Genomic DNA, 14,994 nt, shown 5'->3' on the forward strand with positions numbered 1-14,994 from the left:
CGCCTGGTGGACGTCCTCGATCAGGTGGGACGCCGGGTGCTGCACAGGTAGGCTCGTCGGAGGCGGGCAGCCGGGGGACCGGACCCGCACACGCCGCTGAGACCTGTGGAGGAATCACCGATGAGCAAGGCCGAGAGCATCCTGGCCGCCCTGGGAGGTGCGCCGAACGTCGTCGACGTCGAGCCGTGCATCACCCGTCTGCGCGTGGAGGTCCGGGACCCGGCCGTCGTGGGTGACGCGGACCTCAAGGCCACCGGGGCGTTCGGGGTGGTCCGCTCGGGCCGGGTCGTGCAGATCGTCATCGGCCCCGAGGCCGACGGGCTCGCCGAGGAGATCTCCGGGCTGCTGTGAGCCCGCACCGCCGCCGGCGGTGCGTCCGGGGCGGTGCCTGCTCTGGCAGGATCGGCGACTGATGCAGGCGATCGTCGCGGCGGAGTTAGGAGCCCCATGACCTCGACCCCGGTGCCGGCCCCGGCGACCGAGTCACCCACCCCCGCCCTGCGGGAGCTCGCCGACGCCCTGGGTGTGGCGACGGAGTTCTGGGACTTCACCGGTCACCACCGCGTGGTCTCGGCGCCGACGATCCGGGCCGTGCTCGGCGCACTCGGTGTCGTGGCCGGCACGGAGGACGAGGTACGGCTCGCCCTGGTCGACGTCGAGCTGGCCCCGTGGCGCTCGGTGCTGCCGCCCTCCGTCGTCGTGCGGGCCGGGCGTGAGCACGACCTCCGCGTGCACCTGCCGGACGGCGCCGCCGTGAGCGTGCACGTGGCGTTGGAGGACGGCGGACGCTGGGAGCTCACGCAGCGCGACGACTGGGTCGAGCCGCGCGAGGTCGACGGCGTCCGCACCGGCCGCGCGACCTTCGTCCTCCCCGCGGACCTGCCCGAGGGCTGGCACGAGATCGTCGCCGAGGTCGCCGGCGCCGGAGTGAGCCGGGCGCCGCTCGCCGTCACGCCGGACCGGCTGCCCGGCCCGGCCGTGGCGACCGGCCGCGGCTGGGGCGTCATGGCGCAGCTGTACTCGGTGCGCTCGCAGCGCTCCTGGGGCGTCGGCGACCTGGCCGACCTCGCCGAGCTGACGAGCTGCTTCGGCGACCTCGGTGCCGACTTCCTGCTCATCAACCCGCTGCACGCCGCCGAGCCGAGCGGGCCGATGACGCCGTCGCCGTACCTGCCGGTGACCCGCCGATTCGTGAACCCGCTGTACATCCGGCCCGAGGAGGTGCCGGAGGCCGCCTACCTCACCGGCCCGCAGCGTGCCCTCGTGCAGTGGGCGGCCGAGGAGGTCCGGCCGGCCAACCGCACCAACGCGCCGATCGACCGCGACGCGTCCTGGTCCACCAAGCGCGAGGCGCTGGAGGTCGTCCATGCGGCCGGACGCACCCGGTCCCGGCAGCGCTCGCTCGAGCGCTTCCGGGCCGAGGAGGGGCAGGGTCTGGAGGACTTCGCGCTGTGGTCCGCCCTGCACGAGCGCTACGCCGGGCGGCAGTGGCCGGCCGAGCTGTCCGACATCGCCTCGCCCTTCGTGGCCCGCGCCCGCCGTGAGCTCGCCGAGCGCATCGACTTCCACGTCTGGCTCCAGTGGGTGGCCGACGAGCAGCTCGCCCGTGCGCAGCGGGTCGCCAAGGAGTCCGGCATGGGTCTGGGCGTCATGCACGACCTCGCTGTGGGGGTGCACCCCGGCGGCGCGGACTCGTGGACGATGCGCGATGCCTTCGCGCAGGGCATCGGCGTCGGCGCCCCGCCGGACATGTACAACCAGCAGGGGCAGAACTGGTCCCAGCCGCCCTGGCGTCCCGACGCGCTGGCCCGCACCGCCTACGCCCCGCTGCGCGAGATGCTGCGCACCGTGCTGCGGCACGCCGGCGCGGTTCGCGTGGACCACATCCTCGGCCTGTTCCGTCTCTGGTGGATCCCGGACGGCATGGGCGCCGAGGACGGCACGTACGTGCGCTACGACCACGAGGCGATGGTCGGCGTCCTCGTCCTCGAGGCGGCCCGCGCCGGTGCCGCCGTCATCGGCGAGGACCTCGGCACCGTCGAGCCGTGGGTGCGGGACTACCTGGCCGACCGCGGGGTGCTGGGCACCTCGGTGCTGTGGTTCGAGAAGGACGCCCACGGGCACCCGCTCGAGCCGGACGACTACCGCAGGCTCGTGCTCGCCACCGTCGACACCCACGACCTGCCGCCGGTCGCGGGCTACCTCGCCGAGGAGCACGTGGACCTGCGCGAGCGCCTCGGCCTGCTCTCCGAACCGGTCGAGGCGGTCCGCGCCGAGGCGGGCACCGAGCGGCGACGCACGATCGCCCGGCTCCGTCAGCACGGCCTCGTCGGGACAGACCCGACCGAGCGTGAGGTCGTCGAGGCGCTGCACGCCTACGTGGTGCGCACCCCGGCGGTCCTCGTCGGGGTCTCGCTCACCGACGCGGTGGGGGAGCGGCGCGCGCAGAACCAGCCGGGCACGGACACCGAGTACCCGAACTGGAAGCTGCCGCTGGCCGACGGCGCCGAGGAGGTCGTGCTCATCGAGGACCTGCCGGACTCACCCCGGCTGCTCTCGCTGGTCGCGACGGTGCGCGGCGCGCTCGGCGAGGACGACCGGCTGGCCTGAGGCGTCGCCGGACGAGAGGCGCATCGCTGTCCGGCCCGGCCTTGTCCGGCACGGCGCGGTCACGGACATCCGGGCATGGACCCGCCGGACCTTCGGCCGGGACGCGAACGGTGCCCCGGTCCTCCGCTGAGGACCGGGGCACCGTGGCGCCGCGCTGAGCAGGCGTCGGGACCCTGCGCCGATCAGGCCGGCGTGGTCCCGTCACCCTTCTCGCGGTCGCGCCGTCGCTCCTCGTACGCCTTCCCGGTCGCGCGGGCCGGGTCGTCGTAGATGGACGGGTCGGTGGTCTCGACCCGGCCGTGGTGGTCAGTCGCGTCGCCCGGCTCGGGCCGGTCCCGTCGCTGCTCGGGCGCGGCCTTGGAGACGTCCTCGGCGATCGCGCCGGCGGGGTCCGGGCGCCGCGAGGCGGGCGCTTCCGCGTCGGTGGCACGCTTGCCCGTGGAGACCGCGGCCGCCTCCTGTGCCTCGTCGAACACCGAGGGCGCCCCGGAGCCGACGTCGCCGTCCTCCTCACGCCCGGGCGTGCGCAGGTTCCACCGCTTGATCGCGAAGCTGAAGATCAGGTAGTAGATCGCCGCATAGCCCAGGCCGATCGGGATGATCCAGATCGGGCCGGTGGCGATGCCGAAGTTGAGCAGGTAGTCGATCGCGCCGGCGGAGAACGTGAAGCCGTGGTGCAGGTCGAGCCAGTTGACCAGGGCCAGCGACGTGCCGGTGAGCACGGCGTGGACCACGTACAGCGGGAACGCCACGTAGGCGAAGGCGTACTCCAGCGGCTCGGTGATGCCGGTGAGGAACGCCGTCAGCGCGACCGAGACCATGATGCCGCCGGTCACCTTGCGGCGCTCCGGCTTGGCGTGACGCCAGATCGCCAGGGCCGCGGCGGGCAGCGCGAACATCATGATCGGGAAGAACCCGGTCATGAACGTGCCGGCCGTGGGGTCGCCGGCGAAGAACCGGAAGATGTCGCCCTGGGCCACCTGCCCCGTGTCCGGGTTCGTGAACTCACCGAACTGGAACCACGGGAGGTTGTTCAGCAGGTGGTGCAGGCCGAACGGGATCAGCAGGCGGTTGACCGTGCCGAAGACGAAGCCGCCGATGACGGTGTTGCCCTCGTCGGTGACCCACTCGCCGAACCCGCCGATCACGTAGTTGAAGGCCGGGTAGACCAGCGCGAACAGCACGGCGACGATGACCGCGACGAACGCGGTGATGATGGGCACCAGCCGGCGCCCGCCGAAGAACGCCAGGTACGGCGGGAGCTTCGTGCGGTAGTACCGCTGCCACAGGACCGCGGCGATGATGCCGATCGTGATGCCGCCGAGGACGCCGTAGTTGATCGTCTCCTCGCCCTCGGCGCCGGCACCGAAGTACGGCGCGAGCGCGTCGAGGACCGCGGCGAACGTCAGGTAGCCCACGATGCCGGCGAGCGCCGTCGACCCGTCCGACTTCCTGGCGAAACCGATCGCCACGCCGAGGGCGAAGATGATCGGCAGGTTGCCGAACACGGCGTTGCCGGCCGCGGCGAGGACGTCGGCGACCGGCTGCATCCACCCCATGCCGTTCCAGCTCGACACCCCCTCGGAGCCGAGCATGTCGGGCTGACCGAACCGCAGCAGCAGACCGGCGGCCGGCAGCACCGCGATCGGGAGCATGAGCGAGCGGCCCACCCGCTGGGCCTGGGCGAAGCCAGGGATATGGCGCTTCTGCCGGGCGGTGCCGGTTGCAGCTGCAGTGGTCATCGTCGGTGACTCCAAAGGTCGAGGGGCGTCCCGACAGCCCGTGCGCGTGGGACGCGCACCGCCGGGACGCTCCGGCGTCGACGGCGCCGCGCGACGGGCAGCACCCGACGTCCCGGGCCGACGCGCACACTGAAGCGCGGGCCGCAGGACCTGTCAAGGAAGCGCGCCGTCGGACTGGCGGGCCGTTCGCCTTGACAGCACTCGGCGCCGCGCGGTGTCATCAGGATCACTGGACCGGCCCGGTCTGGCGCGAGCGCGCGAGAGCGCACGGCGGGGAGATCCCCGCCTGGAGGATCACGGACACGACCGTGATGACAGGGAGCGGAACATGAGCCAGGCGGAGCAGATCCTCGCGGCGCTCGGTGGGGACGGGAACGTCCTGGACCTGGAGGCGTGCATCACCCGGCTGCGGGTGGAGGTCGAGGACCCGGCCAAGGTCGACGAGGCCGGCCTGCGGGCGGCCGGTGCGTACGGCGTCGTCCAGCAGGGTGCCGCTGTCCAGGTGGTCGTCGGACCGCAGGCGGACACCATCGCCGAGGACATCGAGGACCTGCGGTGACCCTGCGGGTCCTCGCACCCGTGGCCGGCACGGTCCTCGCGCTCGAGGACGTGCCCGACCCGGTCTTCTCCGGGGCGATCGTCGGTCCCGGGATCGCCGTCGACCCCGGCGACGTCGCGTCGGTCGAGGCGCGCTCGCCGGTGGACGGCACGATCATGAAGCTCCACCCGCACGCGTTCGTCGTCCTCACGGGCGAGGGTCAGGGCGTGCTCGTCCACCTCGGCCTGGACACCGTCCAGCTCGGCGGCGAGGGGTTCACGCTCCACGCGGCGGAGAAGGACGCCGTCACGGCCGGCCAACTGCTCGTCACCTGGTCGCCGAAGGACGTCGCCGCCGGTGGCCGCTCCCCGGTGACCCCTGTCATCGCCCTCGAGGGCTCCGCGGAGGCCCTGACCACCGTCGTCGCCCCGGGCGACGCCGTGGCGGCCGGCGACGAGCTCTTCTCCTGGGAGTGAGTGGTCCGGGCGCCCTGACGGCGCGGCTGGACGCCGCGCTGCGGGCGCCCGGCGCTGCGCTGCTCCTGGACCTCGACGGCACGCTCGTCGACTCCGAGCCCACGCACCGGGCGGCGTTCCAGACCTACTTCGCCCGACGTGGGTGGGACGTCACCGACCAGATGCTCCACGCCTTCGCCGGGCGCCGGGGTGCGGAGGTCTTCGCCTCCGTGGAGGGGCCGTGGACGGGTGAGGACCCGATGACGCTGGCCCACGAGGTCATCGCCTGCCTCGACGTCGGCCGCTACCCGGCCGCGCCCGTGCCCGGTGCCGCGGAGTCCGTCGCCGGCTGGCGCGGGGCCGGCGTGCCGGTGGCCGTCGTCACCTCGGCGACCGAGGCCTGGGCGACGGCGGCGCTCGAGCTGCTCGGCGTCGCGGACCTCGGCGTCGCCCTGGTCACCGCCGAGCTGGTCGAGGTCGGCAAGCCCGACCCCGCCCCGTACCGCCTCGGTGCGGAGGTGCTCGGCGTCGACGCGGCCGCCTGCGTGGCAGCCGAGGACACGCCCGCCGGTCTCGCCGCGGCCCGCGGTGCCGGTGTCGGGCTGGTGCTCGGGGTGAGCACCAGCCACGACGACGAGACCCTTCGCAGGGCCGGGGCGCACGCCGTGGTGCCCGACCTCACCGAGCTCGTCCCGCGCTGACTGGGTCGCCGCCCCGCCGCGCGGCCGCCCCGCCGCGCGGCCGCCCCGCCGCGCGGCCGCGCTGCCGGTCTGGCCGCGCTGATACAGGCTGGTCGCGGTGACGGGAGGCCGCCCTGACGAGCTGGTCGCGCTGAGACGGGCTGGCCGTGTTGCGCCCTTGTCGCCCCCAGCTCTGATTCACGTTTACCCGCAAACTTGACTGCCGATCTGGTCGCTATAACGACCACATCAGCAGTCAAATTTGGTGGGTTCGGCCTGAACGGGTCCGAGGCCGGTGGCGGTGGCGGTTGCGGTGGCTTTGGCGCCGTCGGCTGGCTGGCGACTGCTGGCGGTCGGGGCTCGGGGCCGTGGGCACCCTGTGTGTCGGCGGGCCGGTGACTGCTGCAGTTGGCGCTCAGGTGCGGTGGGCCTCCTGCGCGTGGGCGACCGGCGACCGGTGGTGGTCGGGGCTCGGGGCGCGGTGGCCTCCTGCGCGTCTGCGGCTGGCGACCGGTGGCGGTCAGGCTCGGGAGCGGTCGGCCTCCTGGGCGCGCAGGGCGCGGCGCGCGGCGTCGAGGTTCTCCGCGACGAGCCGCCGCAGCGCCGGCGGCGCCGTCGGGTGGTCGTCCAGCCAGGACTGGGTCAGGGCCACGACGTCGACACCGTGCCGATCGGCGAGCCCGGCGAGCTTGCCCGGGTACAGGCCCGTGACGATGTTCTGCGCCATCTCGTTGGTGCGCTGCTCCCACACCTGCTCCAGCGCCGCGAAGTAGCGCTCCGCGAACGGTACGAGCAGGGCGCGGTCGTGCACCTGCCCGAAGCCGCCGATGACGTTGGCCTGGACTGCGTTGGGCAGGGTGTCGGAGTCGACGACGTCGCGCCATGCCTCCGCCTTGTTCTCCGCCGTCGGGACCGCCGCCCGGGCCCGGGCCGCCTGCTGCTGACCCGTGGCGGTGGCGTCGCGCTCCAGCTCGGCGTCGATCTGACCGGTGCCGGCCCGTCCGCCCGCGACCAGCCCCTGCAGGAGCGTCCACCGCAGGTCGGTGTCCACGCGCAGCCCGGGCAGCTCCGCGCTTCCGTCGAGGAGTCCGGCGAGGACGTCGAGGTGCTCGTCCGCGACCGCGTGCGCGGCGAGGGCCCGGACGAGCTGGAGCTGGGTGTCGGAACCGGCGTCGGCGCCTCGGGCGAGCTCGAGTAGCCGCGCGGCGACCGAGTGGCCGACCTCGTCACGGGCCTCGGGCGCCACGTACGAGCCGAGCGCGGTGGCCACCTGCCGCAGCAGCACCAGGACGACCGAGGAGTCGGACTCGCCTGCGACGGCCCGCAGCGCCAGGTCCACGAACTCCCTGGCCGACCACTCCCCGTCCCGGGTCATGTCCCAGGCGGCGGCGAGCACGAGCGCCCGCGGCAGCGAGTCGGTGAAGCCGCCCAGGTGCTCCACCGCCGTCGCCAGCGAGGCCTCGTCGAGGCGAACCTTGGCGTAGGCGAGGTCCTCGTCGTTGACGAGCACGAGGTCCGGCTGGCGGCGGCCCACGAGGTCCGGCACCTCGGTGCGGGCGCCGTCGACGTCGATCTCGACCCGGACCACCCGCTCGAGGCGGGCGGCGGCGCCGTCGCCGACGACGTCGTACCCGCCGACCACCAGGCGGTGCGGGCGCAGGGTCGGATGCTCGGCCGGGGCCTCCTGGACGAGCGCGAAGGAGGTGATGGTGCCCGTCTCGTCGGTGGCGACGTCCGGGCGCAGCAGCGTGACGCCGGCTTCCTCGAGCCACACCTTCGACCAGCTGGTGAGCTCGCGTCCGGAGGTGGCCTCGAGCTCGGTGAGCAGGTCGGACAGCTCGGTGTTGCCGTAGGCGTGCCGGGCGAAGTACCGACGCACGCCGGCGAGGAAGGCGTCCTTGCCGACCCAGGCGACGAGCTGCTTGAGCACCGAGGCGCCCTTGGCGTACGTGATGCCGTCGAAGTTGACCTCGACGTCCTCGAGATCGTTGATCGGGGCGACGATCGGGTGGGTGGAGGGGAGCTGGTCCTGGTTGTACGCCCAGGACTTCTCCAGCGAGGAGAAGGTGGTCCAGGCGCTGGTCCAGCGGGTGGCCTCGGCGGTGGCCAGGTGGGAGGCGTACTCGGCGAAGGACTCGTTGAGCCACAGGTCGTTCCACCAGCGCATCGTGACCAGGTCGCCGAACCACATGTGCGCGAGCTCGTGCAGGATCGTCACCGCCCGTCGCTCGACGGTGGCCTCGGCCACCTTGGAGCGGAAGACGTAGTTCTCCAGGAAGGTCACCGCGCCGGCGTTCTCCATGGCGCCGGCATTGAACTCGGGCACGAAGAGCTGGTCGTACTTGGTGAACGGGTACGGGCAGTCGAACGCCTCCTCGTAGAAGGCGAAGCCGGCCCGGGTGATGGCCATGATCTCCTCGGCGTCGAGGTGTTCGGCCAGCGAGGCCCGGCAGTACACGCCGAGGTCGATCGTGCGCCCGTCCGTGGAGGTCAGCTCGCCGGTGACGCGGTGGTACGGGCCCGCCACGATCGCCGTGAGGTAGGAGGAGATGACCTGGGTGGGGGAGAACCGCCAGGTCGCGACGTCGTCACCGACCGGCTCCGGCTCGGGTGTCGCGGTGTTGGAGACGACGGTCCAGTGCGCCGGTGCCGTGACCGTGAACGTGAACGCGGCCTTGAGGTCGGGCTGCTCGAAGACGGCGAAGACTCGCCGGGAGTCGGCCACCTCGAACTGGGAGTACAGGTAGACCTCGTCGTCGACCGGGTCTACGAACCGGTGCAGCCCCTCGCCGGTGTTCATGTACCGGCAGGTCGCGACGACCTCCAGCACGTTCTCGGCGGCCAGGCCCTCGACCGCGATGCGCGTGCCGTCGAACGCACCCGGATCCACCTCGTCCCCGTTGAGCACCACCCGCTCCACCGACTCGGCAATGAGGTCGACGAAGGTGCTGGCGCCCGGCTCGGCGTCGAACCGGATGGTCGTCGTCGAGCCGAAGGCCTTCGCGCCGCGGGTGAGGTCGAGGACGACGTCGTAGGCCGAGGTGGTGACTGTCGCGGCCCGCTGCCGGGCCTCGGCGCGGGTGAGGTTCTCTCCGGGCATTGCGCTCCTTCGGGTGCGGGCGCGGCGGTGGCCGGACCCGGGCGGGCGGTGCGTCGGTGGCGCACCGGCCCCGATCCTGCCACCGCCCGTAGCAGCGGGCCGAACCAATTCCCACCGGTCCGCGGGGGAGATGACCGACGGTGAGCGAGTGGGGACGGGTGAACTGCCGGCCCACCGTGCCGGGCAGTCCCTGCTGGCCAGTCCCTGCCGGCCGGTGCCCTGCCGGCTCCGTTCCGCAGGCCACGCCGTGGCACCGCGTGCCGCGCCGCGCGCCGCGCCGCGCGCCGCGCAGCGCCGCGCCCGCTGTCCCGTCGCTGCGACGGCACCGTGTGTCCACCAAGCGGTGGGACGGTTCGCGCGCGACGGCGGACCTGACGCAGGATGAGCCCATGACCGACACGAACACCACCACCCACACCGCCGACTTCTGGTTCGACCCCATGTGCCCCTGGGCCTGGATGACGTCGCGCTGGATCGGTGAGGTCGAGCAGGTCCGCGACATCGACGTGCGCTGGCACGTGATGAGCCTCTCGGTGCTCAACGAGGGCCGGGACCTGCCCGAGGACTACGCCGCCCTCATGGACCGTTCCTGGGGTCCGGTGCGCGTGGTCAACGCGGCCCGCGAGCAGCACGGCGCGAACGTCGTCAAGCCGCTCTACGACGCACTCGGCACCCGGATCCACCCCGGGGAGCGCGGCGACGACCTCGAGGCCGTCATCAGCGAGGCTCTCGCCGAGGTGGGGCTGCCGGCCGAGCTGGCCCGCTACGCCGACTCCGACGAGTACGACGAGTCGCTGCGCGCCTCCCACCAGCGCGCCCTCGACCTCGTCGGCGACGACGTCGGCACCCCGGTCGTGTCCGTCGACGGCGTGGGCTTCTTCGGGCCGGTGGTCACGCCCGCGCCGAAGGGCGAGGACGCCGGCAAGCTCTGGGACGGGGCCGTCCTGGTCGCCTCGACCCCGGGCTTCTACGAGCTCAAGCGCAGCCGCACCTCTGGTCCCGTCTTCGACTGACGACAGCGGGGTCCTCGACCGGCGACGGCGGGGCGCTCGACCGTACCGGCGACGGCCGGGCGCTGGACCGGCGACGGCGGGACCTTCGAGACCGAACGACGGCGGGGCGCTGGACCGGCGACGGTGGGGCCTTCGACCGGACGACGGCGCGGCTTTCGATCGACCACGGCGGGTCGCTCGACCGGCGACGGCCAGGCCTTCGATCGGCGACGGCGCGGCACCTGGCACCGTCCCGGGTCTGCTGAGAGGTGCACCACGGAACCGCAGCGGGACGTGAGGTTGCGCGCGTGGCGGCGTAGCGTGTCCGGCGACCTGTATCGCGAACGAGGAGTTGTGGATGGCCCAGGCAGGTAACGGGCGGCTGCGCGGCGGCGAGATCGCGGTCGTCGTCCTTTCCGTCGTCCTGCTCCTCGCCTTCGCCGTCATGCTCGCCCTGCGGCTGGGCGACGGCGCCACCACCGAGGATCCCAGCCCCGCGTCCGCCGCGCCGACGACGCCCACCACGCCCGCCACGCCTGCCCCCACCGTGACCGAGGAGACCACCGAGCCCCCCGGCGAGGACCTGTCCGCCGTCACGTGGGACTTCGTGAGCCCGAGCGGCAACATCGGCTGCAGCATCGACGCGGACCGTGCGCTGTGCGGCATCTCCGCGTTCGAGTACGCCGACGAGATCCCGGAGGCGGAGGTCGAGGAGTGCGACGGCACCGTCGGCCACTTCATCGAGGTCACCGAGGAGGGCGCCGCCCTGGTGTGCGACACCTCCGGCCAGGAGCTGAGCATCGACGCCGCGGGAGTGCCCGCCCTCGGCTACGGCGAGCAGGAGAGTGCCCAGGGCTTCACCTGCGACTCGGACGAGACCGGCATCACCTGCACCCACGACGAGAGCGGCTACTCCTTCGCCCTGCGCCGCGCGGCGTACACCCTGTCGTGACCGCGTGACGACGGCCCCGTCCGCCGGGCTGACCGGTGCGCTCCCGTCCCGCAGGCTGTCGGCGGCGCTGCTCGCCATGGCCGTGGGCAGCTTCGCCATCGGGACCACCGAGTTCGCGACCATGGGACTGCTGCCCCAGATCGCCGACACCTTCTCGGCGACCATCCCGCAGGCCGGCTGGCTCGTCTCCGCCTACGCCCTCGGCGTGGTGGTCGGCGCCCCGGTGATCATCCTGGCGACGCCGCGCGCACCGCGCACCGGGCTGCTCGTCGCGCTCGCACTGGCCCTGGCCGTCGGCAACGCCCTCTCGGCGCTGGCCCCCACCCTGGCGACCGCGCTCGGTGCCCGCTTCCTCGCCGGAGTGCCGCACGGGGCGTACTTCGGGATCGCGGCCGTGGTGGCCTCGGCCGTCTCGCCGCCCCAGCGGCGCGCCCGATCCGTCTCCATGGTGATGGTGGGCCTCACCGTCGCCACGATGCTCGGCGTGCCCGTCTCGACGGCGCTGGGTCAGTCTCTGGGCTGGCGCTCCCTGTACTGGCTCGTCACGGTCGTCGCCCTGGTCGGCGCCGTCGCGGTCTGGCGCCGGGTTCCCGCCGTCCCGGTGCGGGCGGGCGCGACGGCGCGGCGCGAGCTGACCGCCCTGCGCTCGGCCCAGCTGTGGCTGGCCGTCGGCACCGGCGCCATCGGGTTCGGCGGCATGTTCGCCGTCTACAGCTACATCACGCCGACCATGACCGAGGTCGCGGGGATCGCGCAGGGGCACGTGCCCTGGGTGCTCGCACTGTTCGGCGTCGGGATGACCCTCGGCACCCTGCTGGGTGGCCGGCTCGCCGACCGGTCGGTGCACGGCGCGATCCTCACCGGGCTCGCGGCGATGGCGGTGACGCTGGCGGCCTTCGCGGCCTGGGCGACCGCCCCGGTGCCCGCCCTGGTGCTCGTCCTCGCCGTCGCCGTCGGCAGCCAGTTCATCGGCCCCGCGCTGCAGACCCGGCTGCTCGACGTCTCCCGCGAGGGCCCCTCGCTGGGGGCGGCGCTGCACCACAGCGCGCTGAACATCGGCAACGCGCTCGGGGCCTGGGTGGGTGGCCTCGTGATCGCCGCCGGCCACGGCTTCCTCGCCCCGGCCTGGGCCGGTGTTGTGCTGGCGCTGGCGGGCCTGCTCCTGGCGGTCGGTGCGGTCCTGCTCGAGCGCCGCACCGGTACGCCCGGCCCCTCGACCCTGATCGGCTGAGGGGCCGGCCGGTCGGTCACCAGATGCGCACGCGCTCCTCGGCGCCGAGGTACAGCGCGTCGCCGGGCTGAACGTCGAATGCCTCCACGAAGGCGTCCATGTTGCGCAGCACCCCGTTGCAGCGGAACTCTGCGGGCGAGTGGGGGTCGATGCTCAGCAGCCGGATCGCGTCGGCATCGCGAGCCTTCTCCCGCCAGATCCGGCCCCACGAGTAGAAGACCCGCTGCAGCCCGGTGAGACCGTCCACCTCGGGTGCGTCGGCGAGCCCTGACCTACCCTGCTCCCGCAGCGCGATCTCGTAGGCCTTGATGGCGATCGACAGCCCGCCGAGGTCGCCGATGTTCTCGCCGATCGTCAGCGCTCCGTTGACCTTGTGGCTGCCGTCGAGCTGGGTGGGGGAGAACGCGTCGTACTGCTCGATCAGGGCCTTGGTGCGCTGCTCGAACTCGGTGCGGTCCGTCTCGGTCCACCAGTCCGTGAGCCGCCCGGTGCCGTCATACTTCGAGCCCTGGTCGTCGAAGCCGTGCCCGATCTCGTGCCCGATCACCGCACCGATACCGCCGTAGTTCCAGGCGTCGTCGGCCTCGGGGTCGAAGAACGGGGGCTGGAGGATCGCGGCGGGGAAGACGATCTCGTTCATGGTCGGGTTGTAGTAAGCGTTGACCATCTGCGGCGGCATGAACCACTCGTCCCGGTCCATCGGCTTCCCCAGCTTGGCGAGGTCCCTGCGCTCCTCGAACAGGTTCGCGGCGCGCACGTTGCCGAGCAGGTCCTCCTCGGCGATCTCCAGGGCCGAGTAGTCACGCCACTTGTCCGGGTAGCCGATCTTGGGGGTGAACGCCTCGAGCTTGTCCAGGGCGCGCACCTTGGTCTCCGCGCCCATCCAGTCGAGCCCGGAGATCGACTCGCGGTACGCGGCGATGAGGTTGTCCACGAGCCGCTGCATGGCGGCCTTGTGCTCCGGCGGGAAGTGGCGCGCCACGTAGAGCTCGCCCACGGCCTCGCCGAGGGCGCCCTCGACCAGGGACACGCCGCGCTTCCACCGCTCGCGCAGCTCCTCGGCCCCGGTGAGCTCGCGCCCGTAGAAGTCGAAGTTCTCCGCGACGAACGCCTCGGGCAGGTACGGGGCGCGTGCGTGCACCACGTGCCACGTCAGCCACAGGCGCAACGAGTCGGCGTCGAGGGATGCCCAGGCGCGGGCGAAGTCGGTGAGGAACGAGGGCATCGCCACGATCAGCCGGTCGAACGCCCCCGCCGGCACGCCGAGCGCGTCGCGCCAGGTCTCCCAGTCGAAGCCCGGGGCGCTCGCGACCAGCTCGGCCCAGCTCATCGGGTTGTTGATGAGGTCCGCCTCGCGGGACTTGACCTTGTCCCAGTGCCCGGCGGCGAGCGTGGTCTCCACCTGCATGACCCGCTCGGCGGCGCCCATGGCCTCGGCCTCGGTCACCAGGCCGGTCAGCGCGAGCATCGTGGCCACGTGCGCGACGTACGCGGTGCGGGTCGCGGCGTGGGTGTCCTCCCGGTAGTACGACTCGTCCGGCAGGCCGAGGCCGGACTGCCAGAAGAAGACGACGTAGCTCTCCGGGTCGTTGAGGTCGGTGTCGACGCCGTAGCCGACGGCGCCGCCCACACCGGTGGGCTGCAGCGCGCCCATCGCCCGGGTGAGTGCGTCCTTGTCGAGGGCCGCGGTCAGCAGGTCCAGGTCGGCGCGCAGCGGTGCGGCGCCGAGCGTCTCGATGCGCTCGGTGGCCATGAACGAGGAGTACAGGTCGCCGATCTTGCGGGCGTTCTCGGGACTGCCGGAGCTCGACGTGCCGGCCGCGGCCTCCTCGATGATCGTGCGGACCCGCTCCTCGCTGCGGTCGCGGAGCGCGTGGAAGGAGCCGTCCCGGGACCGGTCGGCCGGGATGACGTGGCTCGCCAGCCAGCTGCCGTTGACGTGCCGGTACAGGTCGTCCTGCGGACGCACCGAGGTGTCCATGGCCTCGAGGTCGCTCATCGCAGGGGCGGAGTCGCTCACGTTCGTCGTGGTCATCCTCCGACCCTACGGCAGGGACCGCGACGTGGACACGTCGCTGCGCGGACGGCACCGCGTCGGCGCGAGGACAGGATGCCGGACCGTGCGGAAGGGCGGTGACGTCCCCCGGTGCGCGGCGCGGCGGTGGTGGAGCGCCGCGGGCGGGAGCCGTACGCGGCACAATGACCCCATGCGCATCCACATCGCCGCCGACCACGCCGGGTTCGAGCTGAAGGTCGCCATCGTCGAGCACCTGTCGGCAGCCGGCCACGACGTCGTCGACCACGGCGCGGCCGCCTACGACGCCGAGGACGACTACCCGCCGATGTGCTTCGCCGCCGGCCAGGCCGTGGTGGCCGACCCCGGCTCGCTCGGCATCGTGCTGGGGGGCTCGGGCAACGGCGAGCAGATCGCGGCCAACAAGGTCCCGGGCGTGCGGGCCGCGCTCGCCTGGAACACCGAGACCGCCACCCTCGCGCGCGCCCACAACGACGCCAACGTCATCTCGATCGGGGCGCGCCAGCACTCCGTGGACGAGGCGATCGGGCTGGTCGAGGCCTTCCTGGCCGAGCCGTTCTCCGGCGAGGCGCGCCACCAGCGCCGCATCGACCTGCTGAGCGCCTTCGAGGCCGGGCGCTGACGATCGGGGCGGCGGCTTCTTGGGTCGTGCTGGCGCC

11 protein-coding genes and 1 pseudogene are annotated in these 14,994 nt (G+C 73.2%); 9 read left to right on the forward strand and 3 right to left on the reverse strand.

The window, feature by feature from the left end:
• The first annotated feature begins 120 nt into the window (after positions 1–120).
• Positions 121–351, forward strand: a complete 231-nt coding sequence (locus tag GD748_RS09585; protein ID WP_152194928.1) for a glucose PTS transporter subunit EIIB — start codon at positions 121–123, stop codon at positions 349–351.
• A 96-nt stretch (positions 352–447) separates the two neighbouring features.
• The gene (gene malQ, locus GD748_RS09590) at positions 448–2,610 is read left to right on the forward strand and encodes a 4-alpha-glucanotransferase (protein WP_152194929.1); all 2,163 of its coding nucleotides are present in this window, start codon (positions 448–450) and stop codon (positions 2,608–2,610) included.
• Between the two features lie 413 nt (positions 2,611–3,023).
• On the opposite strand, the pseudogene GD748_RS09595 reads toward malQ, so the two are convergent.
• Positions 3,024–4,352: pseudogene (locus GD748_RS09595) on the reverse strand (PTS transporter subunit EIIC); the annotation flags it as partial.
• A 328-nt stretch (positions 4,353–4,680) separates the two neighbouring features.
• Here GD748_RS09595 and GD748_RS09600 point away from each other — a divergent pair.
• From GD748_RS09600 to GD748_RS09610, 3 genes are read left to right on the forward strand one after another with little or no spacing between them, the layout of a single operon-like run.
• A complete protein-coding gene (locus tag GD748_RS09600; protein ID WP_152194931.1) occupies positions 4,681–4,911 on the forward strand; it encodes a glucose PTS transporter subunit EIIB in 231 nt (76 codons plus the stop codon).
• Entirely contained in the window at positions 4,908–5,366 is a 459-nt protein-coding gene (locus GD748_RS09605; RefSeq protein ID WP_152194932.1) for a PTS sugar transporter subunit IIA, read from the forward strand. Before GD748_RS09600 ends, GD748_RS09605 begins: the two co-directional genes overlap by 4 nt.
• Positions 5,363–6,046 carry an HAD family hydrolase gene (locus tag GD748_RS09610; RefSeq protein ID WP_193312900.1) on the forward strand — a complete coding sequence of 228 codons (684 nt, stop codon included), beginning with the start codon at positions 5,363–5,365 and terminating at the stop codon, positions 6,044–6,046. The genes GD748_RS09605 and GD748_RS09610 overlap by 4 nt, the downstream gene beginning before the upstream one ends.
• A gap of 499 nt (positions 6,047–6,545) precedes the next feature.
• Here GD748_RS09610 and pepN read toward each other — a convergent pair whose 3' ends face one another.
• Positions 6,546–9,125 carry an aminopeptidase N gene (pepN, locus tag GD748_RS09615; protein ID WP_152194933.1) on the reverse strand — a complete coding sequence of 860 codons (2,580 nt, stop codon included), beginning with the start codon at positions 9,123–9,125 and terminating at the stop codon, positions 6,546–6,548.
• A 389-nt stretch (positions 9,126–9,514) separates the two neighbouring features.
• Between pepN and GD748_RS09620 the strand changes: the two genes are divergently transcribed.
• From GD748_RS09620 to GD748_RS09635, 3 genes are all read left to right on the forward strand, one after another.
• The gene (locus GD748_RS09620) at positions 9,515–10,138 is read left to right on the forward strand and encodes a mycothiol-dependent nitroreductase Rv2466c family protein (RefSeq protein ID WP_152194934.1); all 624 of its coding nucleotides are present in this window, start codon (positions 9,515–9,517) and stop codon (positions 10,136–10,138) included.
• Positions 10,139–10,475: 337 nt separating this feature from the next.
• A complete protein-coding gene (locus GD748_RS19495; RefSeq protein WP_193312901.1) occupies positions 10,476–11,069 on the forward strand; it encodes a hypothetical protein in 594 nt (197 codons plus the stop codon).
• A gap of 4 nt (positions 11,070–11,073) precedes the next feature.
• Complete coding sequence (locus GD748_RS09635; protein ID WP_226921058.1) at positions 11,074–12,300, forward strand: MFS transporter; 1,227 nt, start codon at positions 11,074–11,076, stop codon at positions 12,298–12,300.
• 16 nt (positions 12,301–12,316) lie between these two features.
• On the opposite strand, the gene GD748_RS09640 is transcribed toward GD748_RS09635, so the two are convergent.
• Entirely contained in the window at positions 12,317–14,335 is a 2,019-nt protein-coding gene (locus GD748_RS09640) for a M13 family metallopeptidase (protein ID WP_152194936.1), read from the reverse strand.
• A gap of 172 nt (positions 14,336–14,507) precedes the next feature.
• On the opposite strand from GD748_RS09640, the gene GD748_RS09645 reads away from it, so the two are divergent.
• Positions 14,508–14,957, forward strand: a complete 450-nt coding sequence (locus GD748_RS09645; protein ID WP_152194937.1) for a ribose-5-phosphate isomerase — start codon at positions 14,508–14,510, stop codon at positions 14,955–14,957.
• Positions 14,958–14,994: the final 37 nt, after the last annotated feature.

Origin of the sequence: Georgenia subflava (assembly GCF_009193155.1) — a bacterium.
In the GTDB taxonomy this organism is placed as follows: Bacteria; Actinomycetota; Actinomycetes; order Actinomycetales; family Actinomycetaceae; genus Georgenia; species Georgenia subflava.